Genomic DNA, 21105 nt, shown 5'->3' with positions numbered 1-21105 from the left:
TCCTTGCTCCCCGTGCGTTTTACACGGCCGGAATATTGCGGCCGTAGTAGATTTCGCGCATCTCTTTCCAGAGCAAATCGGTGATCACCTTCCGCTCTTCTTCGCTTAAATCTTCTGGCTTCGTGTGGAACATGTAGTGCTTCAGGTCGAACTCCTTCAGTAACATCTTGGTGTGGAAGATGTTTTCCTGGTACACGTTCACGTCCATCATGTCGTACAGCGCCTTCATGTCGTCTGACATAAAGTTCTGAATCGAGTTAATTTCATGGTCGATAAAATGTTTCATCCCGTTGATATCACGGGTGAAACCGCGCACACGATAATCGACGGTGACGATATCAGATTCCAGCTGGTGGATAAGATAATTCAACGCATTAAGCGGTGAAATCACGCCGCAGGTCGACACCTCGATGTCGGCGCGGAAGGTGCACAGCCCGCCTTCAGGATGGCTCTCCGGGTAGGTATGGACGCAGATGTGGCTCTTATCGAGATGGGCGACTACCGCCTCTGGCAACGGGCCAGGATGCTCTGTTGGGTCGATAAGCTGTGGATCAATCGGCTCTTCGCTCACCAGGATAGTGACGCTCGCGCCCTGCGGTTCATAGTCCTGACGGGCAATGTTCAGGATATTAGCCCCGATGATGGAGCAGGTTTCTGACAGGATCTCGGTCAGTCGGTTGGCGTTGTAGAGTTCATCGATATAGGCGATATAACCATCGCGCTCCTCCGCTGTTTTGACGTAGCAGATATCGTAAATACAAAAACTCAGGCTTTTGGTCAGGTTGTTAAAGCCATGCAGTTTCAGCTTTTTCAATTTAGTTCACCCCCTTAGAAGACAGCGCGTCGTGCAGATACTGCGGCAAGGCAAAAGCGGCGGTGTGGACTGCCGGATTATAGTAACGACATTTGAGGTGTGCCTGATGGAATCGGGCCTGAATGATCTCCGTTGAGAGATGGCGTAGTGCCTCGTTATCCGTCGCCCAGGCAAAGGTCATGATGCCGCCGTAATAGGTGGGGATCGCCGCCTGATAAAAGCTTACATCACCGAAGTAATTGCTGAGCTTGCGATGACTGTCGATGGCTTCGTCCTGCTGCAGGAAACACACACCGTTCTGGGCGACGAAAACACCGCCAGGGTTAAGGCAACGTTTGCAGCCTTCGTAGAAGGATGACGTGAAGAGCGTCGCGCCCGGCCCAATAGGATCGGTGCAGTCGGAGATGATCACATCGAAATTCTGGCTGGTCTGATTCACAAAGTTGACGCCATCGTCAATCACCAGCGAAAAGCGCGGATCGTCGTAACTGCCCGCATTGTGGTTCGGCAGATACTGGCGGCAGAAGGAGACGACACCGGCGTCGATTTCGACCATCGTAATCGTCTCGACGGTCTTATGACGGGACACTTCGCGCAGCATTGCGCCATCGCCACCGCCAATAATCAGCACGTGTTTTGCGTGGCCGTGTGCCAGCAGCGGCACGTGGGTCATCATTTCGTGATAGATAAATTCGTCGCGCTCGGTGGTTTGCACCACCCCGTCCAGCGCCATCACGCGCCCAAATGCGGCGTTCTCGAAGATGACCAGATCCTGATGATCGGTTTTCTCATGATAAAGCACGTTATCAACGGCAAAGTACTGACCAAACTGGTCATGCAGCGTTTCGTGCCACAGGGTTTTCTCGGTCACAGGCTGATACCTCCTTTGTTAACATCTATTACACCCACGCAAAATGGGCGCAACATCATAGCCAACAATGACCGCGCATGCACGGCCATCATGTTTAACAAAGGGGCGTCGGGAAGGTTACTTCACGTAGGCGAGCAGGCTCAGCGAATCGCGGGCCAGCGCTTTGCATTTTTTCGCGACCGGGATGCCGATGCCGCTTAAATCGCGGTAGCTGTCTTCGCCGAGTGCCTTCATGTCAAAGCTATCGTAGTTGCTGAGATCCCATTGGTTTTGCTGGGCAAAAAAGACCAGTGCGCGACGAATTTGCCCGTTGGGTAAATTCTGGTATCCACAATCGTTTTTCAGGAAAACAAAAACTGCCGTTAAATCGGCCATATCTTCTGCTTCGTTTTCACTCAGCGCATAACTGTTCGCACTTGTCGCCACCAGGCAGGCGAACAAAATTGTCCTGAAAAACGTCTTCATTGCTTCTACCACTGCATCACGGAAATTAAACGTTAGCATACTTGATACCAGCCCGACGATCTTTATTATTGCCACTTTACTTGACCTTCCGCTTAGGGGAGGGTTTAAGCTCAAAATATCGCCTGCACGGAAAAAAGGAATGAACATGCAACGTCGTGATTTTTTGAAATATTCAGCCGTAATAGGGGCTGCCAGCGCATTACCTTTATGGAGTCGCGCGGTGTTTGCCGCCGACAGACCGGCGCTTCCGATCCCCGATTTACTGACCGCAGACGCACGTAGCCGCATCCAGTTGATCGTTCAGTCAGGAAAATCCACCTTTGGACCACATCAAGCCACGACATGGGGATATAACGGTAACTTGCTCGGCCCGGCGCTTCAACTGCGCAGGGGAAAAGAAGTGACGGTGAATATTCACAATACGCTGGCGGAAGAGACGACGTTGCACTGGCACGGCCTGGAGATCCCCGGTGAAGTGGACGGCGGCCCGCAGGGTGTGATTAAAGCGGGCGGTGAGCGTACCGTGACTTTTACCCCCGACCAGCACGCGGCAACCTGCTGGTTCCACCCGCATCAGCATGGCAAAACCGGGCATCAGGTGGCGATGGGGCTGGCGGGATTAGTGCTAATCGAAGATGACGAAAGTCGATTGCTGCGCCTGCCAAAACAGTGGGGCATCGACGATGTGCCGGTGATTGTGCAGGATAAAAAGTTTACCGCCGACGGGCAGATCGACTATCAGCTGGACGTGATGAGCGCAGCCGTCGGTTGGTTTGGCGATACGCTCCTGACCAACGGTGCGATTTACCCCCAGCACGCGGCACCGAAAGGCTGGCTGCGTCTGCGTCTGCTCAACGGCTGTAACGCCCGCTCCCTGAATTTTGCGACCAGCGACCAGCGTCCACTGTACGTGGTGGCGAGCGACGGCGGGCTGTTAGCCGAGCCGGTGAAAGTCAGCGAGCTGCCGATGCTGATGGGCGAGCGTTTTGAAGTGCTGGTGGATATCAGCGACGGCAAGCCGTTTGATCTCGTCACACTGCCGGTGAGTCAGATGGGGATGGCTGTAGCCCCGTTCGATAAGCCACATCCGGTGCTGCGCATTCAGCCTTTGCTGGTCACGGCCTCTGGCATATTGCCAGACGCGCTTGCCACCGTGCCAGCGCTGCCGTCACTCGACGGCTTAACCCAGCGCAAACTCCAGCTGTCGATGGACCCGATGCTCGACATGATGGGGATGCAGGCGCTGATGACTAAATATGGCGACCAGGCGATGGCCGGGATGCACCACGGGCAGCCGATGGGTCATATGAATATGGATCATGGCAAGATGGGCAACATGGGCCATATGAATCACGGCGGCGGGAAAGGGTTTGATTTCCACAACGCCAACCGTATCAACGGTCAGGCCTTCGATATGAACACGCCGATGTTTGCGGCCCAAAAAGGGCAGTACGAGCGCTGGGTGATTTCAGGCGAGGGCGACATGATGCTGCATCCGTTCCACATTCACGGCACGCAGTTCCGCATTTTGTCCGAGAATGGCAAAGCGCCTGCGGCCCATCGTACGGGCTGGAAAGATACGGTGCGAGTGGAAGGTGGCGTCAGCGAAGTGCTGGTGAAGTTCGAGCATGATGCGCCGAATGAGTTTGCCTATATGGCGCACTGTCATCTGCTGGAGCATGAAGATACGGGGATGATGCTCGGCTTTACGGTGTAAATTCGTGCGGTTTGATGCCCTCACCCCGACCCTCTCCCACAGGGAGAGGGGGAAAACCGGACAGTCTCCTCTCCCTTGAGGGAGAGGGCTAGGGTGAGGGGGAAAATTACTTCACATCATCCGGCAACGCGTACGCGACAATATAGTCGCCCATCTTGGTGCCAAACGATCCGTGACCACCCGCTGAAATGACAACGTACTGCTTGCCATTCACTTCGTAGGTCATCGGTGTGGCCTGTCCGCCTGCTGGCAGACGGCCTTGCCACAGTTTCTCACCGTTGGTCATGTTATACGCACGCAGATAGTTATCTGCGGTTGCGGCGATGAACAGGACGTTACCAGCGGTAGAGATCGGGCCGCCGAGCATCGGCATCCCCATATTGAACGGCACCGGAACCGGCATCGGGAACGGCATGCTGTCCTGCGGTGTGCCAATACGTTTTTTCCATACGATCTGATTGGTTTTCAGATCCAGCGCGGAGATATAACCCCAGGCAGGCTGTTTACACGGCAGGCCAAACGGAGAAAGGAACGGGTTCAGCGTCACGCCAAACGGCACGCCGTACTGCGGCTGAATACCGGCTTCGGTACCGCTGCCTTTCGCATCTTTCGGCTGCTCCATCGGGTTACCAGGACCGCGTGGGATCAGCTTCGAGACAAACGGCAATGCCATCGGGTTAGCAATCGCTACCTGACGGTTTGGATCAACTGAGATACCGCCCCACTCAAACATCCCCAGGTTCCCCGGGAAGACCAATGTGCCTTGCTCAGACGGCGGTGTGAAGATGCCTTCATAGCGCAGCTGATGGAACATCACGCGGCACACCAGCTGGTCGAACATCGTGGCGCCCCACATGTCCGCGCCGGTCAGATCTTTCTTCGGACGGAAGCTCAGGTCAGAGAATGGCTGCGTTTTTGAAACGTAGTCGCCTTTCGCCGCACCCTGCGGTACTGGTTTTTCTGGAGCCGGAACCACCAGTTTGCCGTTGGTCCTGTCCAGTACGAAGATGTTGCCGGTTTTCGCCGGAGCGTAAATCACCGGAACCGTTTTACCGTCGACGGTAATGTCGGCCAGCGTCGGCTGGGACGGCATATCCATATCCCACAGATCGTGGTGAACGGTTTGATAGCTCCATGCCAGTTTCCCGGTGGTGGCGTTCAGCGCCACAATCGCGCTGGCGTAACGTTCCTGCTCTGGCGTACGGTTTCCGCCCCAGATATCTGGCGTGGTCACGCCCATCGGCAGATAGACCAGATCCAGCTTCGCGTCATACGCCGCCGGTGCCCAGGAGTTAGGAGAGTTAAAGGTAAAGGTATGTTCATCCGACGGGATCGCATTGGGATCTTTCGCGCCCGGATCGAAGGCCCACAGCAGTTTCCCGGTATTCACGTCGAAACCGCGAATCACGCCAGAGGTTTCACGGGTAGAGAAGTTATCCGTGACTGAGCCGGCAATGACGATGGTTTTATCGGTGATGATCGGCGGAGACGTCGGCTCATACAGGCCCGGCGTGGTATCCGGCATGTTGGTCTGCAGATTGAGGATACCTTTGTTGGCAAAGGTTTCGCACAGTTTGCCGGTTTCGGCATTGATGGCAAACAGACGGCCATCGTTCACCGGCAGCATGATACGGCGAGGACAATCAGCCACAACTTCCGGGGAGGCCGTTTCCGCGCGCGCTTCGTGGTAAGAGACACCGCGACAGGTCACGTGCTGGAACGAGGTATTGGTGTTCAGCTGCGGGTCAAAGTGCCACTTCTCCTTACCCGTCGCCGCATCCAGCGCGAACAGACGCTGGTGAGCAGTACACAGGTAAAGCATGTCGCCCACTTTGATCGGCGTGACTTCGTTGGTCAGTTCACCCGGATCGTTCGGCTGCTTCAGATCGCCGGTGCGGAAGGTCCAGGCTTCTTTCAGGTTTTTCACGTTATCGGCGTTGATTTGCTTCAGCGGCGAGTAGCGTTGTCCTTCCTGATTACGGCCATACGCCGGCCAGTCACCGTCTGCCACCTGAGAAATGGCGGCAGCAGGAGTGGAATCAGCGCTGAGGGTGCCTTTCACTTCCTGCGGATCGTTAAACCCGGCCCAGGTCAGAATGCCACCCGTGATGAGCAGGGCAACGACCAGTGCGCTCACGGCACCGCTGGACGGAACCAGCAGGCGACGCCAGACGAACGGCAGAATCAACCAGATACCGAAGAAGACGAGGATGTCGCTACGCGGCGTGAGCGCCCAGAAGTCGAAGCCGACCTCCCAGACACCCCATACCATCGTTGCGAGCAGTAATGCTGCGTAAAGCCACAGCGCGGAACGTTTACGACGCAAAAGCAGGACGGTCACACCTATCATGACCAGGCCCGCAATCGGGTAGTACCAGGAGCCGCCTAACGCGACCAGCCATACGCCACCGGCTAACAGATACAGCGCGCAGAAAGCGGCAAATGCGGCTGTTAACGTTACCAGTAGACGCGGCTGTGGAGATTTTGTTTCAGCCATAGAAAAGTACTCTGTAGTTTGTTAATTATTTGATAGCAATTAATTATAGGTATTAACAAGTGTGATCGGAATCACAAAATGAGCTTTTTGTAACTCATGCGCCAGGCGAATCCATTTGCTGGTATACTGCTGAACTTGTGAATCATTGCCGGACGTATCTACATCTGCAGTGATAGATTGGTTTTAAATCATACGGTTAGTAATATGAAACATACTGTTGAAGTGATGATCCCGGAAGCCGAGATCAAAGCGCGTATCGCCGAACTGGGTCGTCAAATCACCGAACGTTATCAGGACAGCGGCAGCGATATGGTGCTGGTAGGCCTGCTGCGCGGCTCTTTCATGTTCATGGCAGACCTGTGCCGTGAAGTTCAGGTGTCCCATGAAGTGGATTTCATGACCGCCTCCAGCTACGGCAGCGGGATGTCGACCACCCGTGATGTCAAGATCCTGAAAGACCTGGACGAAGACATTCGCGGCAAAGACGTGTTAATCGTAGAAGACATTATCGATTCCGGTAACACCCTTTCTAAAGTGCGCGAGATCCTGAGCCTGCGTGGACCAAAATCCCTGGCGATCTGTACCCTGCTGGACAAACCGACGCGTCGCGAAGTGGATGTCCCGGTTGAATTCGTCGGTTTCTCGATCCCGGATGAGTTCGTGGTGGGTTACGGCATCGATTATGCACAGCGCTATCGCCATCTGCCGTATGTTGGAAAAGTGGTTCTGCTGGACGAGTAAGACTGATGTGGGTGCGGTCTGATGCCCTCACCCCAACCCTCTCCCACAGGGAGAGGGACAACAAGGCCGGGTAAGGCGAAGCCGCCACCCGGCTTTTTTACAGGTTATTTATGGTTAACGTGCTTGAGCTTCAGGTTGGCAATGCCGGAACGATAGCGTTGTTCCAGGGTTTCGCGGTTGGTGGCGGTCACTTCCAGGTTACGCAGTAATCCGTCATGAATACCGTACGCCCAGCCGTGAACCGAGACTTTCTGCCCGCGCTTCCATGCCGACTGCATAATCGTGGAATGACCCAGGTTATAAACCTGCTCCATCACGTTCAGCTCGCAGAGGGTATCGAGGCGGCGCTCCTGCGGCATTTCGCCCAGCAGTGAGCTATGTTTGAACCAGATATCGCGAATGTGCAGCAGCCAGTTATCGATTAGCCCCAGCTCCGGGTTTTCGACCGCCGCCTGCACGCCACCGCAGCCGTAGTGGCCGCAAATAATGATGTGCTCCACTTCCAGCACGTCGACTGCGTACTGTACGACGGAAAGACAATTGAGATCGGTGTGAATGACCAGGTTGGCAACGTTACGGTGAACAAAAAGTTCACCCGAATCAAGGCCTGTCAGGCGTTCTGCCGGGACGCGGCTGTCAGAGCAGCCAATCCACAAAAAGCGTGGATTCTGCGCTTTCGCCAGCTTCTCAAAAAATCCCGGATCCTCTTCTACCAGCATTTTTGACCATAGTGCATTGTTGCTGATGAGTGTATCTATGTCATTCATAGAGGTTAACGACCTGTAACCGAGTAATAGCGTTGCGCTAATATAGGGTAACTCGACTTTTATTGAAACCACACAACGTGTGTCAGAACTATAGGTAAGTTTAATTCATGACAATTGCACTTGAGCTAAAGCAGCTTAAAAAAGTCTATTCTGGCGGCGTTCAGGCGCTGCGTGGAATCGATCTGCAGGTCGAAGCGGGGGATTTCTACGCGCTGCTGGGGCCGAATGGCGCAGGGAAATCCACCACCATCGGCATCATCAGTTCACTGGTGAATAAATCTTCCGGCAGCGTCGCGGTATTTGGTTATGACCTCGATAAAGACGTGGTGAACGCCAAGCGTCAGCTGGGACTGGTGCCGCAGGAGTTCAACTTCAACCCGTTTGAAACCGTGCAGCAAATCGTCGTTAACCAGGCCGGTTATTACGGCGTTGAGCGTCAGGACGCCATCGAGCGCAGCGAAAAGTACCTCAAACAGCTCGATCTGTGGGAAAAGCGCGGCGAACGTGCGCGGATGCTCTCCGGCGGTATGAAGCGCCGTCTGATGATCGCCCGTGCGCTGATGCACGAACCAAAGCTGTTGATCCTCGATGAACCCACTGCGGGCGTCGATATCGAATTGCGCCGCTCGATGTGGGGCTTCCTGAAGGATCTGAATGACAAAGGCACCACCATCATTCTGACCACTCACTACCTCGAAGAAGCTGAAATGCTGTGCCGCAATATCGGTATCATTCAGCGCGGCGAGCTGGTGGAAAACACCTCGATGAAAAACCTGCTGTCGAAACTGAAATCTGAAACTTTCATTCTCGATCTGGCGGCGAAAAGCCCGTTGCCGAAGCTGGAGGGCTATCAGTATCGACTGGTAGATACTTCAACCCTGGAAGTCGAAGTGCTGCGTGAGCAGGGCATCAACAGCGTCTTCGCGCAGCTGAGCGCACAGGGCGTACAGGTTTTGAGTATGCGTAACAAAGCCAACCGACTGGAAGAACTGTTTGTCTCTCTGGTTAACGATAAACAAGGAGAGCAGGCATGACACATCTTTACTGGGTGGCGCTCAAGAGTATCTGGGCCAAAGAGATCAACCGCTTTATGCGCATCTGGGTGCAGACCCTGGTGCCGCCGGTGATCACCATGACGCTCTATTTCATCATCTTCGGTAATCTGATTGGTTCCCGCATTGGTGAAATGCACGGTTTTACCTACATGCAGTTTATCGTTCCGGGCCTGATCATGATGGCAGTGATCACCAACGCTTACGCCAACGTGGCCTCGTCGTTCTTCAGCGCTAAGTTCCAGCGCAATATTGAAGAACTGCTGGTGGCCCCGGTGCCGACGCACGTGATTATCGCCGGTTATGTCGGCGGTGGCGTGGCGCGCGGGCTGGCGGTCGGGATTTTGGTCACGGCCATTTCGCTGTTCTTCGTCCCGTTCCAGGTGCATTCATGGATGTTCGTGGCGCTGACCTTGCTGATGACAGCGATCCTGTTCTCGCTGGCTGGCCTGCTGAATGCGGTGTTCGCCACCACGTTCGATGACATCAGCCTGATCCCAACCTTCGTCCTGACGCCGCTGACCTATCTCGGTGGGGTGTTCTACTCCCTGACGCTGCTGCCGCCGTTCTGGCAGGCGCTGTCGCACCTCAACCCGATTGTCTACATGATCAGCGGGTTCCGCTTTGGGTTCCTCGGTATTACCGACGTACCGCTGTTTACCACCGTCATCGTGCTGGCCGTCTTCATCATTGCTTTCTATATTCTGTGCTGGTATCTGATCCAGCGCGGGCGCGGACTGCGCACCTAAATATCCTACCCGGCAGCGCACAACCTGCCGGGCCATTTTCTTGATAGTTATCACCCTAAATTAACCTTCACTCCGCTAAACTACTTTCCCCGTTAAGGAGAGACGCTATGCTGGGTTGGGTAATTACCTGTCACGATGACGATGCCCAGGCAATGATCGATCGCCTGGAAAAGAAGTTTGGCCCGCTGCCGCAGTGTTGGGTAGTCAATTACTGGCGTGGACTGAGCACCAATATGCTGAGCCGCATGATGTGCGATGCTCTGCATCAGACGGACACCGGCGAAGGGGTGATCTTTCTGACCGATAAATCCGGTGCTGCACCTTATCGTGCTGCCGCATTGTTAAGCCACAAACATGAAAACTGCGAAGTGATTTCCGGTATTAACTACCCGTTGCTGGAGATGATGTACCCGCTGCGTCAGACGCTCAGCAGCGCGGAGTTCCGCGACACGCTGGTTGGGCAGGAAATACCTGGTGTCAGCAGTCTCTGGCATCAGCAGCAGAAAAACCCGCCTTTCGTCCTGCTCCACGATCTGTATAAGAATTAAACATTGGTATTGATGTCGCTTTTGCTACAATGGCGACTGATTTTTTGTGTCGATAATAATCCCATGTTTATGCGCGTTTTTTTCCTTCTGATGCTGCTGGTTTCCGGCGGTGCGTCGGCCAGTTTATTAAGCCAGCAAGGCTTACCCGCTCAATATATGCAAACCACCGAAGATGCGGCGATCTGGGCGCAGGTGGGCAACGAGGTCGTGAACGTCGGCAATGTCCGCGCGGGGCAAATTCTCGCGGTGGTCCCGACAGCAGCGGACTATTACGAATTTCGCTTCGGCTTTGGCACCGGTTTTATCGACAAAGGGCACCTCGAAAAGGTGCAGGGGAAACAGCGCGTTCAGGACAGCCTGGGCGATCTCAATAAGCCGCTCAGCAATCAGAATCTCATCACCTGGAAAGACACTCCGGTTTACAACGCCCCTAACAGCGGCAGCGCTCCGTTTGGTACGCTCAGTTCAAACCTGCGCTATCCCATTCTCAGTAAGCTGAAAGACAGGCTCAACCAGACGTGGTTCCAGATTCGTATGGGCAACCGGCTTGCGTGGGTAAGCAGCCTCGACGCTCAGGAAGATAACGGTATTCCGGTGATCACCTATCATCATATCCTGCGCGACGAAGAGAATACCCGTTTCCGCCATACCTCCACGACCACCAGCGTGCGCGCGTTCAATAACCAGATGACCTGGCTGCGCGATCAGGGCTATACCACGCTGACCATGTATCAGCTGGAAGGCTATGTGCGCAATAAGATGAACCTGCCCGCGCGGGCGGTGGTGATCACCTTTGATGACGGTCTGAAGTCGGTCAACCGTTACGCCTGGCCGATTCTGAAGCAGTACGGTTTTAAAGCGACGGCGTTTATTATCTCGTCGCGAATCAAAGCCCACCCGCAGAAGTGGGATCCTAAATCACTGCAGTTTATGAGCGTGTCGGAGCTGAAAGAGATCCAGGATGTGTTTGATATCCAGTCGCATACCCACTTCCTGCATCGCGTCGACGCCAACAAACATCCGATTTTGCTGAGCCGCAGCGCGCATGTGATCTTGTTTGATTTTGAACGCTCGCGCCGCGCGCTGGCGCAGTTCAACCCGCGCGTGCTCTATCTCTCGTATCCGTTCGGTGGGTACGATGACAAAGCGGTGAAAGCGGCGAACGAGGCCGGTTTTCATCTGGCGGTGACAACGGTGAAAGGGAAGGTGAAGCCGGGGGATAATCCGTTCTTACTCAAACGCCTGTACATCTTAAGAACGGATTCGCTGGAGACGATGTCGCGGCTGGTAAGCAACCAGCCGCAGGGGTAAATCAGGCAACCTGAACCGGGACCGCTTTCGCGGTGCGTTTCATCTCGTTGTCGCCGTCAAAATAGGCCACTTTCGGCTGCCAGCTGCGCGCCTGCTCGTCCGGCATGGTGACGTAGGTGGCGATAATCAGGATATCACCCACGTCCGCACAGTGTGCCGCCGCGCCGTTCACGGAGATGATTTTCGAGCCGCGTTCACCGGCAATCGCATAGGTCGAGAAGCGTTTGCCGTTGGTGACGTTGTAAATATCAATGGCTTCGTATTCAAGAATACCCGCCGCCTCAAGGAAATCCTGGTCAATCGCGCAGGAACCTTCGTAATGCAGGTCTGCCTGCGTCACTTTGACGCGGTGAAGCTTACCTTGCAGCATTGTGCGAATCATAACGTTACCTTTACTCTTCATGCAGTCCCTCTCCGGCTGGAGAGGGCAGGGTGAGGGGAAACATTCCCCAGGCAAATATCAGCGCAGTATTGCCCGATTTTTAGTCGCTGTCTACTGCGTCAGTTCAACCACTTTATTGTCGATCAGACGTGCCTGGCCCAGCCACGCGGCTACCAAAATCACGGCGCGTTTGCTGGTGTCTGAAAGCTCCAGTAGAGTGTCGGCATCGCGGATTTGCACGTCGTCAGCACGCAGCCCTTTTTCGTTCAATTCTTGTTCCGCAATGGCGATAATCTCTTCCGCCGTCAGCTCGTTTGCGCTGAGTTTTTCCGCCATTGCATTCATGACTTTGCTGAGTCCAGGCGCAATTTTACGCTGGTCAGCGGTCAGATAACCGTTGCGGGAGCTGAGCGCCAGACCGTCTTTCGCGCGCACAATCGGCACGCCGACGATCTCGATGTCGTAGCCCATGTCCGCGACCATTTTGCGGATCAGCGCCAACTGCTGAAAATCTTTCTCGCCGAAGCAGGCGATATCCGGCTGTACCAGATTAAAGAGTTTGCTGACGATCGTCGAAACGCCACGGAAATGCCCCGGACGGCTTGCCCCTTCGAGCATCGTTGAAATGCCAGGCACGTCAACGAAAGTCGCCCCTTCGGTACCTTGCGGATAGATATCGCCAGGCGCAGGCGAGAAGACGAAGTCGACGTGGTGTTTTTTGAGCTTCTCGCAATCTTCCTGCAGCGTACGCGGGTAACGCGCCAGATCGTCGGCACGGTCAAACTGCATCGGGTTCACGAAGATAGAGACCACCACCACATCGGCGCGGGCTTTGGCCTCTTCGACCAGTTTCATGTGGCCGTCATGCAGATTACCCATAGTCGGGACCAGAGCGATACGTTTACCTTCCTGACGCAGGCGGCGAATGTGCTGGCGCAGCAGCGGCAGGGTTTCAATGATTAGCACAACGAGACTCCTTAATGGAAACTGTGTTCTTCACCCGGGTAAACACCGGATTCGACGTCGGCAATATACTGCCTGACCGCAGCGCGCATGTCGCCCGCGGTGCTCAGAAAATTCTTCGCAAATTTAGGAATGTGGCCGCCGGTGATGCCGAAGGCGTCGTGCATCACCAGGATCTGCCCGTCAGTCACGTTGCCTGCACCAATGCCGATTACCGGAATGGAGAGCGCTTCGGTGACGCGTTTAGCCAGTTCAACAGGTACACATTCCAACACCAGCAGCTGCGCCCCAGCGGCTTCCAGCGCCAGCGCATCGTCCAGCAGAATTTGCCCGGCGTCGCCGCGACCCTGAACTTTATACCCGCCGAAGATATTCACCGACTGCGGCGTTAAACCGAGATGGCCGCACACCGGTACCGCGCGCTCGGTCAGCTTTTTAACGGTCTCAACCAGCCAGGCACCGCCTTCGATTTTCACCATATTGGCGCCCGCGCGCATCACCGCGGCGGCGTTTTCAAAGGCTTGTTCAGGTGTGGCATAAGCCATGAAAGGAAGGTCAGAAAGTAACAGACAATTTGGCGCACCGCGACGCACGGCGCGGGTGTGATAAGCAATATCCTCTACCGTCACTGGCAGGGTGGAATCATGTCCTTGTACCGTCATCCCTAACGAGTCGCCGACCAGCATGACGTTAATACCCTCTTCGGCAAACAGCTTTGCAAAGCTGTAGTCATAAGCGGTAATCGTGGCGAAGCGTCTTTTTTCCTGTTTGCATTTCTGCAATAAGGCGATGGTGGTTGGTTTCATAATGTGTCCTGATAGCCCAAAACGAATCTTTGCGCATTCTATCAGTAACATTCAGGGGAACAATGATTTTAGGCAACCGATTAACAGCAAATGTTTTGTGGGTAATCAGCAAAAAAAACGGTTTACCAGAGGGCGGGTTTGTCGGCGTTGAGTTGCTGCAAAATCGCCTGGAGCGATTCGCCGGTCGGGAAGGTGAGTTGCGGGGCGACTTCGAACAGCGGCCAGAGCATAAAACCGCGATTTTTCATGTCGTAATGCGGCACCGTCAGGCGTTCTGTATGAATCACTTCATCGCCAAACAGCATGATATCGAGATCCAACGTACGCGGTCCCCAGCGTTCTGCTTTGCGCTGACGGCCCTGCGTGAGCTCAATACGCTGGGTATTATCCAGCAGCGTTTCGGCATCGAGGGAGGTTTCAAGCACCACGGCGGCATTCAGGTAATCAGGCTGATCCTGCGGCCCAAGCGGCGGAGTGCGGTAAAACGCAGAAACCGCCACCAGGCGGCTCTGTGGGATTTCGCTTAACGCCTGAACGGCAGCGTTAACCTGCTCCAGAGGAGAGGCCAGATTGCTGCCGATGGCGATATAAGCAAGCGTCATGCACTGCCTTCGCGGCGCGGTGCGCGTTTACGCGGGCGGCGATGACGGCGACGCGGCTCAGGCTCTTCGTCGAGATTGGTCAGCATCCCTTTTTGTTCCGGCGGTGCGGAAACCTGGAACTCGCCCCACCACTGAACCAGACTTTGCAGCTCTTTGTTGTTCTCGATCTCAGCGCGCAGCGCCAGCAGATCGTAAGCCGCACGGAATTTTGGATGCTCCATCAGCTTCCACGCGCGCTTGCCCTGACGGCGAGACATGCGTAACTGCAGCTGCCAGATATCGCGAACCAGCGTGGTGATGCGCTTTGGAATCGCCAGCGTACGGCAGGCTTCATCCAGCACGTCGTTAGCGGCGAGCGCGAACGCATCGTAATAGGCCAGACCGCTTTCCTGAGCAATTTTCTGCGCAGTTTCCAGCAGCGGATACCAGAACATCGCCGCAAACAGGAACGCCGGATTCACGCGCATATCGTTATGAATGCGGGTGTCGGTGTTTTTCAGCACCTGCGCGATAATGCGTTCCATCGGGCTGTCACCGTTTTCGGTGAAGTAGCGCACAATGGTCGGGAACAGTGGCTGGAACAGGCTGTTTTCACGCAGCAGTTTATAGGTTTCATACCCATAACCGGCTTGCAGCATTTTCAGCGCTTCTTCGAACAGACGCGCAGGCGGAACGTCGTTGATAAGCGTCGCCAGACGTGGGATCGGCTCGGCGGTTTCCGCACTAATTTGCATATTCAGCTTGGCGGCAAAGCGCACGGCGCGAAGCATACGCACCGGATCTTCGCGATAGCGCGTTTCTGGATTGCCGATCAGGCGAATCACGCCGTCTTTCAGATCCTGCACGCCGCCGACGAAATCACGCACCGTGAAATCGGCCACGCTGTAATAAAGGCTGTTGATGGTGAAATCGCGACGCTGGGCATCTTCTTCGATGGAACCAAAGATGTTGTCACGCAGCAGCATGCCGTTCTGGCCGCGCTGAGACGTGGTGCGATCCGGTGTTCCGCCCGCTTCGTGGTGACCACGGAAGGTGGCCACTTCGATAATTTCCGGGCCAAACATCACGTGAGCAAGACGGAAACGACGGCCTACCAGACGGCAGTTGCGGAATAATTTACGCACCTGCTCCGGCGTGGCGCTGGTCGTCACGTCAAAATCTTTTGGTTTTTTGCCAAGCAGTAAATCGCGGACCCCGCCGCCCACGAGATAGGCCTCGTATCCTGCTTTATTCAGACGATAGAGCACCTTGAGGGCATTTTCACTGATATCTTTGCGGGAAATAGTGTGCTGCTCACGCGGAATAACCGACATATGTGATTGAGCGATAGCGTCATTTGCTACGCTCTCATCGCGGCTTAGCACCTTACGGCAAAAATTAGCGACTCGAGTAAAAATAGTACACCTCGGTAGTGTGTTTTCATTGATCCGAAAAAAAATAGCGGCTAATCATAGCTCAGCGAGACGCATTTGAGAATGCTGGATTTTAGGCACCGCAGACAGCGACCAGCTATCGACAGCTTTTTTCAGCAATTCTTCAACGGATAGATCCTGCCATTCCTGGGTTACATTCTGGTTTAGAAATCGTAAAGCGTCGATCAAAACAGGGCGCGGATCGCCATCGGGTAGCGCTGGCGCGTGATTCTGCTTTGAAAGTTTATTGCCCTGTTCATTCACGGCCAGCGGCAGATGAATATAATCCGGCGTCTGCCAGCCAAACTGCTGATACAAAGAAATTTGCCGCACTGTGGGTTCAATCAAATCTGCACCGCGCACAATTTCGGTCACGCCCTGAAAATGATCGTCGACGACCACAGCAAGATTATAAGCAAATAAGCCATCGCGACGATGAATAATAAAATCTTCCCGCGCCAGACGCTCATCGGCGTTAATTTCACCGAGCAGAACATCTTGAAATCGGGTCACGGGATGATGTTGCAACAAACGGACTGCTGCATTTTCAGGCCCATTGTTCAGAGTACGGCAATGACCGTCGTACACACCGCCAGCGCTCTGAATGCGCGCGCGGGTGCAGGTGCAATAATAAGAAAGCCCTTGTTCATAGAGCCACTTCAGGCGTTCGCGGTAGGCGTCGTGACGTTGCGATTGCCACAGTACGTCGCCGTCCCAGTTCAGGCCGTAATGTTCCAGCTGACGCAGGATGGTTTCTGCTGCACCGGGAACTTCACGAGGGGGATCAATATCTTCAATACGCACGCGCCAGATACCGTGCTGAGAACGTGCTTGCAGGTAGCTGCCGAGAGCGGCAATGAGCGAACCAAAATGCAGCTCACCGGAGGGAGATGGCGCAAAGCGCCCGATATAGTCAGATTGAGGCATATTCACGACAGACAAAAAGCCACAAGGCGGGATTAACTCCCGCCTTTATGATCGTTACGACAGGGTCGGGATTAACCCGCCATCTGTTTTTCGCGGATTTCAGCCAGCGTTTTGCAGTCGATGCACAGATCGGCAGTTGGACGCGCTTCCAGGCGACGAATGCCAATTTCTACACCGCATGATTCGCAGTAGCCAAAATCTTCGTCCTCGACCTTCTTCAGCGTTTTCTCAATCTTTTTGATGAGTTTGCGCTCGCGGTCACGGTTACGCAGTTCGAGGCTGAACTCTTCTTCCTGAGCGGCACGGTCTACCGGATCCGGGAAGTTGGCTGCTTCGTCTTGCATATGTGTAACGGTGCGATCGACTTCATCCCGAAGCTGATTACGCCATGCTTCAAGAATACGCCTGAAGTGAGACAGCTGGGCTTCGTTCATATACTCTTCGCCCGGCTTCTCCTGGTATGGCTCCACCCCAGCGATGGCGAGAATACTCAGGGACGATGTTTTACGGTTTTGCCCTTCTTGCATGTTGCTTCTCCTTAACACGCACTATCGATCCCCGTGTGGGGGAAAAATCAGGTCGCTATAAATAGCAGATGCTTTTCCGTAAGGCAATTATCTATACGTAACACTTGACAAGCCTGTGAGGAAAAGCGTATTTGCGCACGCGGCCAGAACACCAAATAGTCATCTTCTAACCCCTTATAACACAACGGGGAGCGTCGACTTCAGAGTCATATTATCGGCAGAAAGTTCCGCTTTATAAGCGAAAACTTCTACCCCCTGCTTTTGTGCCTCATTCAACAATTGTGCGTACTTCGGGTCAATGTGGCGGGCCGGAGAGAATCGTTCAATTGCTGAATGCAAGACGGCAAACAACAATACGGCGCGCTTGCCCGCCGCCGCAACACTCATCAACTCTCGCAGATGCTTTTGGCCGCGTAGCGTCACCGCATCCGGAAAGTAACCGTTATCCCTGTCTGCTAACGTCACTGATTTGACTTCAATATAGCACTCCGGGCGGTCATTCGCCTGGAGCATAAAGTCAATTCTGCTGCCTTCCTCGCCATATTTCACTTCGCCTTTAATCTGGCTGTATCCCGTAAGCTCAGGAATCACCCCGGCGTCGATGGCCTCTTTTACCAGAGGATTCGCACGCTGGGTATTCACGCATATAAATGCACCGTCCTGAGTCTCGGTAATTTCCCAGGTGTGCGCATATTTGCGTTTAGGATTATCGGACGTAGAGTACCAGACCGTATCACCCGGCGTAGCGCAGCCGGTCATCGCCCCGGTATTTGGGCAGTGCAGCGTCAGGTGCTCGCCGGTTGGGGTGATGACATCGGCCAGAAAACGCTTATAGCGCAGGATCAGGGTGGCTTGCTGTAAAGCAGGGGTAAACTTCATCGTGAATCCTTGATTAGTCGCTCAACGGCCAGCGCGTGAGTGGCGTATAGCGGGTGCGTCCCTGGTGGAATACCGATTCGTAAAGCACAAACTCCGTCACCGGAAAGCTCCAGCTAAAGCCGGGCGCGGGAATGGCAACGGCGTGACTGGTGTTGCGCAGCAGGGTGAGATGCGGGTGAAACGGCTGTGGACTTTGATAGCAGCCGCTGCGTGCGGCCTGAGCGCGCAGCAGATTCGCCAGCTGCAACAAACCGCGCGGCGGCTGACGCGTGCCGAGCCATACCACGCGCGAGCGCAGCCACTGTCCGGCATCGTCCAGATTGAGGGTAAAGCCCGGCTGGCGGATGCGCCCGGCCATCGCCGACAGCGCCTGCTGCTTCTCCGCGCTCACCTCACCGAGAAACGCCAGCGTCAGATGTAAATTGGCGGCCGCCACCGGGCGGCCCGCTTCTGCCGGGAAATTCGCGGCGCGCCAGCGGACAATCTGTCGCTGAATTTTTGCAGGTGGCTCGATGGCGAAAAACAGGCGTTTCGGCTCAGACATAAGGGGGGCTCGGTAATGATATGCGGCGATGCTACAATGTCCGCCGCCTAATGTTAACCCTCTGGAGCTGTTCGTGTCCTTATTGCCGGTCGCCGCCGTACTGTCTGAGCTACTTACCACCTTACGACATGCCCCTCAGATCCTGCTGAATGCGCCAACGGGCGCGGGTAAATCGACCTGGTTGCCGCTGCAAATCCTCAAAGAGGGGAATATTCCCGGAAAAATTATTCTGCTGGAGCCGCGCAGGCTGGCGGCCCGCAACGTGGCGCAACGGCTCGCTGAACTGCTTGGCGAAAAGCCGGGCGAAACGGTCGGGTATCGTATGCGCGCCGAAACCTGCGTCAGCGCCGCGACGCGTCTCGAAGTGGTGACCGAGGGCATTCTCACTCGAATGCTGCAGAACGATCCGGAGTTGAGCGGCGTAGGTCTGGTGATCCTCGATGAATTCCACGAGCGCAGCCTACAGGCCGATCTGGCGCTGGCGCTGCTGCTCGATGTGCAGCAAGGGCTGCGCGACGATCTCAAATTGTTAATCATGTCCGCGACGCTGGATAACGCACGTTTGCAGCAGATGCTGCCTGATGCCCCCGTGATTTCATCAGAAGGGCGGGCGTTTCCCGTCGATCGTCGCTATCAATCGTTACCCGCTCATCAGCGTTTTGATGAAGCCGTTGCTATTGCCACCGCAGAGTTACTGCGTCACGAGCCCGGCTCGCTGCTGCTGTTTTTACCCGGCGTCGGTGAAATTCAGCGCGTCCAGGAAAAGCTCGCTTCCCGCGTCGGCAGCGATGTCATGCTCTGCCCGCTATACGGCGCACTTTCGCTGAACGAACAGCGCAAAGCGATCCTTCCTGCACCCGCCGGGCAGCGCAAAGTGGTGTTGGCGACTAATATTGCCGAGACCAGTTTAACCATTGAAGGTATTCGTCTGGTGGTCGATACCGCGCAGGAGCGGGTAGCGAGTTTCGATCCCCGTACTGGCCTGACGCGTCTTCTGACACAGCGCATCAGCCAGGCGTCGATGATTCAGCGTGCGGGCCGCGCCGGGCGACTGGAGTCGGGGATTTGCCTGCATCTCATCGGCGCGGAACAGGCAGAACGCGCGACAGTGCAGGGCACGCCGGAAATTCTGCAAAGCGATCTTTCCGGGCTACTGCTGGAATTACTGCAATGGGGTTGCCTGGACCCGAGCCAACTGACCTGGCTCGACCAGCCGCCAGCAGTGAATCTGGCGGCGGCACGTCGATTGCTCACGCAGCTCGGCGCGCTGGAGAATGAACGCCTGTCGTCCCGCGGGCAGAAAATGGCGACGCTTGGCAACGAACCGCGTCTGGCGGCGATGCTGGTGGCGGCAAAAAATGATGACGAAGTGGCTACCGCCGCGAAGCTCGCGGCGATTCTGGAAGAGCCTCCGCGTGGCGGAAGCAGCGATCTGGCTTCGGCGTTTTCGCGCAATCAGCCTAACTGGCAGCAGCGCGCGCAGCGGCTTAGTCAGCGCCTGAACAGTCGCGGCGGCGCGCTGGATAGCGAACTTATCGCCGGTCTGCTGGCGCAGGCTTTCCCGGATCGCATTGCGCGCCGTCGCGGGCTGGACGGTCGTTATCAGCTGGCGAACGGCATGGGCGCCATGCTCGACAGCGACGACGCGCTGACCCGCCACGAGTGGCTGATCGCCCCGCTGCTGTTGCAGGGGAGTTCATCCCCGGATGCGCGTATTTTGCAGGCTATCGCCGTGGACATTGAGGCTCTGACTCGCACCTGCCCGCAGCTGTTGCAGCAATCGGACACTATCGAGTGGGACGATGCGCAGGGCACGCTGAAAGCGTTTCGCCGCAGCCAGATTGGCAGGTTGACTGTCAGCGTAAAACCGCTGGCGAAGCCCTCCGAAGAGGAACTGCATCAGGCGATGCTCAATGGCATTCGCGATAAAGGGCTGAACGTGCTCAACTGGACACCGGAGGCCGAACAGTATCGCCTGCGGTTGCACTGTGCCGTGCGCTGGTTGCCGCAATACGCGTGGCCGGCGGTAGATGACGAGTCACTGTTGGCCTCGCTGGAATCGTGGTTATTGCCGCAAATGAGCGGCGTGCATTCTCTGAGAGCCCTGAAATCGCTGGATGTGAAGCGGGCGCTTGAGAATTTACTCGACTGGTCATTACGTCAACGTCTGGATAGTGAGTTGCCTGGGCATTACACTGTGCCGACCGGAAGCCGGATTGCCATTCGATATCATGAGGATAATCCCCCGGCTCTGGCGGTGCGGATGCAGGAGATGTTTGGCGAAGCGACTACGCCGTCGATTGCCGAAGGGCGCGTTTCGCTGGTGCTGGAGCTGTTGTCGCCCGCCCATCGTCCGCTGCAAATCACCCGCGACCTGGGCGCGTTCTGGGCCGGAAGTTATCGTGAAGTGCAGAAAGAGATGAAAGGGCGCTACCCGAAACACGTCTGGCCGGACGATCCGGCGAATACCGCGCCGACGCGGCGCACGAAGAAGTATTCGTAAGTGTTATTTGATCCCCTCTCCTTTGAGG

21 protein-coding genes are annotated in these 21105 nt (G+C 55.4%); 7 read left to right on the top strand and 14 right to left on the bottom strand.

What is annotated here, in order from left to right; translation table 11 throughout:
* Positions 1–19 precede the first annotated feature (19 nt).
* The 3 genes from speD to C3708_RS09215 form a co-directional block, all read right to left on the bottom strand.
* Positions 20–814 (bottom strand): adenosylmethionine decarboxylase, encoded by a 795-nt coding sequence (gene speD / locus C3708_RS09225; RefSeq protein ID WP_103949123.1) that lies wholly within the window; start codon positions 812–814, stop codon positions 20–22.
* Position 815: 1 nt separating this feature from the next.
* Positions 816–1685 carry a polyamine aminopropyltransferase gene (speE, locus tag C3708_RS09220; RefSeq protein ID WP_103949122.1) on the bottom strand — a complete coding sequence of 290 codons (870 nt, stop codon included), beginning with the start codon at positions 1683–1685 and terminating at the stop codon, positions 816–818.
* Positions 1686–1802: 117 nt separating this feature from the next.
* Complete coding sequence (locus tag C3708_RS09215; RefSeq protein ID WP_095284177.1) at positions 1803–2150, bottom strand: YacC family pilotin-like protein; 348 nt, start codon at positions 2148–2150, stop codon at positions 1803–1805.
* Between the two features lie 145 nt (positions 2151–2295).
* Between C3708_RS09215 and cueO the strand changes: the two genes are divergently transcribed.
* The gene (gene cueO / locus C3708_RS09210) at positions 2296–3867 is read left to right on the top strand and encodes a multicopper oxidase CueO (RefSeq protein ID WP_103949121.1); all 1572 of its coding nucleotides are present in this window, start codon (positions 2296–2298) and stop codon (positions 3865–3867) included.
* Positions 3868–3973: 106 nt separating this feature from the next.
* Here the strand turns inward: cueO and C3708_RS09205 are convergent, their stop codons facing one another.
* Positions 3974–6364, bottom strand: coding sequence for a glucose/quinate/shikimate family membrane-bound PQQ-dependent dehydrogenase (locus C3708_RS09205; protein WP_103949120.1), 2391 nt, complete (start codon positions 6362–6364; stop codon positions 3974–3976).
* Between the two features lie 204 nt (positions 6365–6568).
* On the opposite strand from C3708_RS09205, the gene hpt reads away from it, so the two are divergent.
* Complete coding sequence (hpt, locus tag C3708_RS09200) at positions 6569–7105, top strand: hypoxanthine phosphoribosyltransferase (RefSeq protein WP_095280807.1); 537 nt, start codon at positions 6569–6571, stop codon at positions 7103–7105.
* Between the two features lie 104 nt (positions 7106–7209).
* Here the strand turns inward: hpt and can are convergent, their stop codons facing one another.
* Positions 7210–7872 carry a carbonate dehydratase gene (gene can / locus C3708_RS09195; RefSeq protein WP_095280808.1) on the bottom strand — a complete coding sequence of 221 codons (663 nt, stop codon included), beginning with the start codon at positions 7870–7872 and terminating at the stop codon, positions 7210–7212.
* A gap of 107 nt (positions 7873–7979) precedes the next feature.
* Between can and C3708_RS09190 the strand changes: the two genes are divergently transcribed.
* From C3708_RS09190 to C3708_RS09175, 4 genes are all read left to right on the top strand, one after another.
* On the top strand, positions 7980–8906 hold the full coding sequence (locus C3708_RS09190) for an ABC transporter ATP-binding protein (RefSeq protein WP_095280809.1): 927 nt from the start codon (positions 7980–7982) through the stop codon (positions 8904–8906).
* A complete protein-coding gene (locus C3708_RS09185; protein ID WP_095280810.1) occupies positions 8903–9673 on the top strand; it encodes an ABC transporter permease in 771 nt (256 codons plus the stop codon). Before C3708_RS09190 ends, C3708_RS09185 begins: the two co-directional genes overlap by 4 nt.
* A gap of 107 nt (positions 9674–9780) precedes the next feature.
* Positions 9781–10221, top strand: a complete 441-nt coding sequence (locus C3708_RS09180; RefSeq protein ID WP_095280811.1) for a PTS sugar transporter subunit IIA — start codon at positions 9781–9783, stop codon at positions 10219–10221.
* Positions 10222–10284: 63 nt separating this feature from the next.
* Positions 10285–11532 (top strand): polysaccharide deacetylase family protein, encoded by a 1248-nt coding sequence (locus C3708_RS09175; protein WP_103949119.1) that lies wholly within the window; start codon positions 10285–10287, stop codon positions 11530–11532.
* A gap of 1 nt (position 11533) precedes the next feature.
* Here C3708_RS09175 and panD read toward each other — a convergent pair whose 3' ends face one another.
* From panD to thpR, 9 genes are all read right to left on the bottom strand, one after another.
* Positions 11534–11914 (bottom strand): aspartate 1-decarboxylase, encoded by a 381-nt coding sequence (gene panD / locus C3708_RS09170; RefSeq protein ID WP_095284178.1) that lies wholly within the window; start codon positions 11912–11914, stop codon positions 11534–11536.
* A 111-nt stretch (positions 11915–12025) separates the two neighbouring features.
* Positions 12026–12880, bottom strand: a complete 855-nt coding sequence (panC, locus tag C3708_RS09165; protein ID WP_103949118.1) for a pantoate--beta-alanine ligase — start codon at positions 12878–12880, stop codon at positions 12026–12028.
* 11 nt (positions 12881–12891) lie between these two features.
* Entirely contained in the window at positions 12892–13683 is a 792-nt protein-coding gene (panB, locus tag C3708_RS09160) for a 3-methyl-2-oxobutanoate hydroxymethyltransferase (RefSeq protein WP_103949117.1), read from the bottom strand.
* A gap of 122 nt (positions 13684–13805) precedes the next feature.
* The gene (gene folK, locus C3708_RS09155; protein WP_095280815.1) at positions 13806–14285 is read right to left on the bottom strand and encodes a 2-amino-4-hydroxy-6-hydroxymethyldihydropteridine diphosphokinase; all 480 of its coding nucleotides are present in this window, start codon (positions 14283–14285) and stop codon (positions 13806–13808) included.
* A complete protein-coding gene (gene pcnB / locus C3708_RS09150) occupies positions 14282–15682 on the bottom strand; it encodes a polynucleotide adenylyltransferase PcnB (protein ID WP_207765889.1) in 1401 nt (466 codons plus the stop codon). The genes folK and pcnB overlap by 4 nt, the downstream gene beginning before the upstream one ends.
* 51 nt (positions 15683–15733) lie before the next feature.
* Complete coding sequence (gene gluQRS, locus C3708_RS09145) at positions 15734–16624, bottom strand: tRNA glutamyl-Q(34) synthetase GluQRS (protein ID WP_103948066.1); 891 nt, start codon at positions 16622–16624, stop codon at positions 15734–15736.
* Positions 16625–16695: 71 nt separating this feature from the next.
* The gene (gene dksA, locus C3708_RS09140) at positions 16696–17151 is read right to left on the bottom strand and encodes an RNA polymerase-binding protein DksA (RefSeq protein ID WP_003829221.1); all 456 of its coding nucleotides are present in this window, start codon (positions 17149–17151) and stop codon (positions 16696–16698) included.
* A gap of 174 nt (positions 17152–17325) precedes the next feature.
* Positions 17326–18030, bottom strand: a complete 705-nt coding sequence (sfsA, locus tag C3708_RS09135) for a DNA/RNA nuclease SfsA (protein WP_103949116.1) — start codon at positions 18028–18030, stop codon at positions 17326–17328.
* Between the two features lie 13 nt (positions 18031–18043).
* On the bottom strand, positions 18044–18574 hold the full coding sequence (gene thpR / locus C3708_RS09130; protein WP_103949115.1) for an RNA 2',3'-cyclic phosphodiesterase: 531 nt from the start codon (positions 18572–18574) through the stop codon (positions 18044–18046).
* Positions 18575–18647: 73 nt separating this feature from the next.
* Between thpR and hrpB the strand changes: the two genes are divergently transcribed.
* Positions 18648–21077 carry an ATP-dependent helicase HrpB gene (gene hrpB / locus C3708_RS09125; protein ID WP_103949114.1) on the top strand — a complete coding sequence of 810 codons (2430 nt, stop codon included), beginning with the start codon at positions 18648–18650 and terminating at the stop codon, positions 21075–21077.
* The last annotated feature ends 28 nt before the right edge of the window (positions 21078–21105 follow it).

The sequence above is a fragment of the Lelliottia sp. 7254-16 genome (assembly GCF_002922995.1).
GTDB lineage: Bacteria > Pseudomonadota > Gammaproteobacteria > Enterobacterales > Enterobacteriaceae > Enterobacter > Enterobacter jeotgali.
Note: the sequence above shows the minus strand (reverse complement) of the source record. Positions and strands in the feature narration are given on the sequence as shown.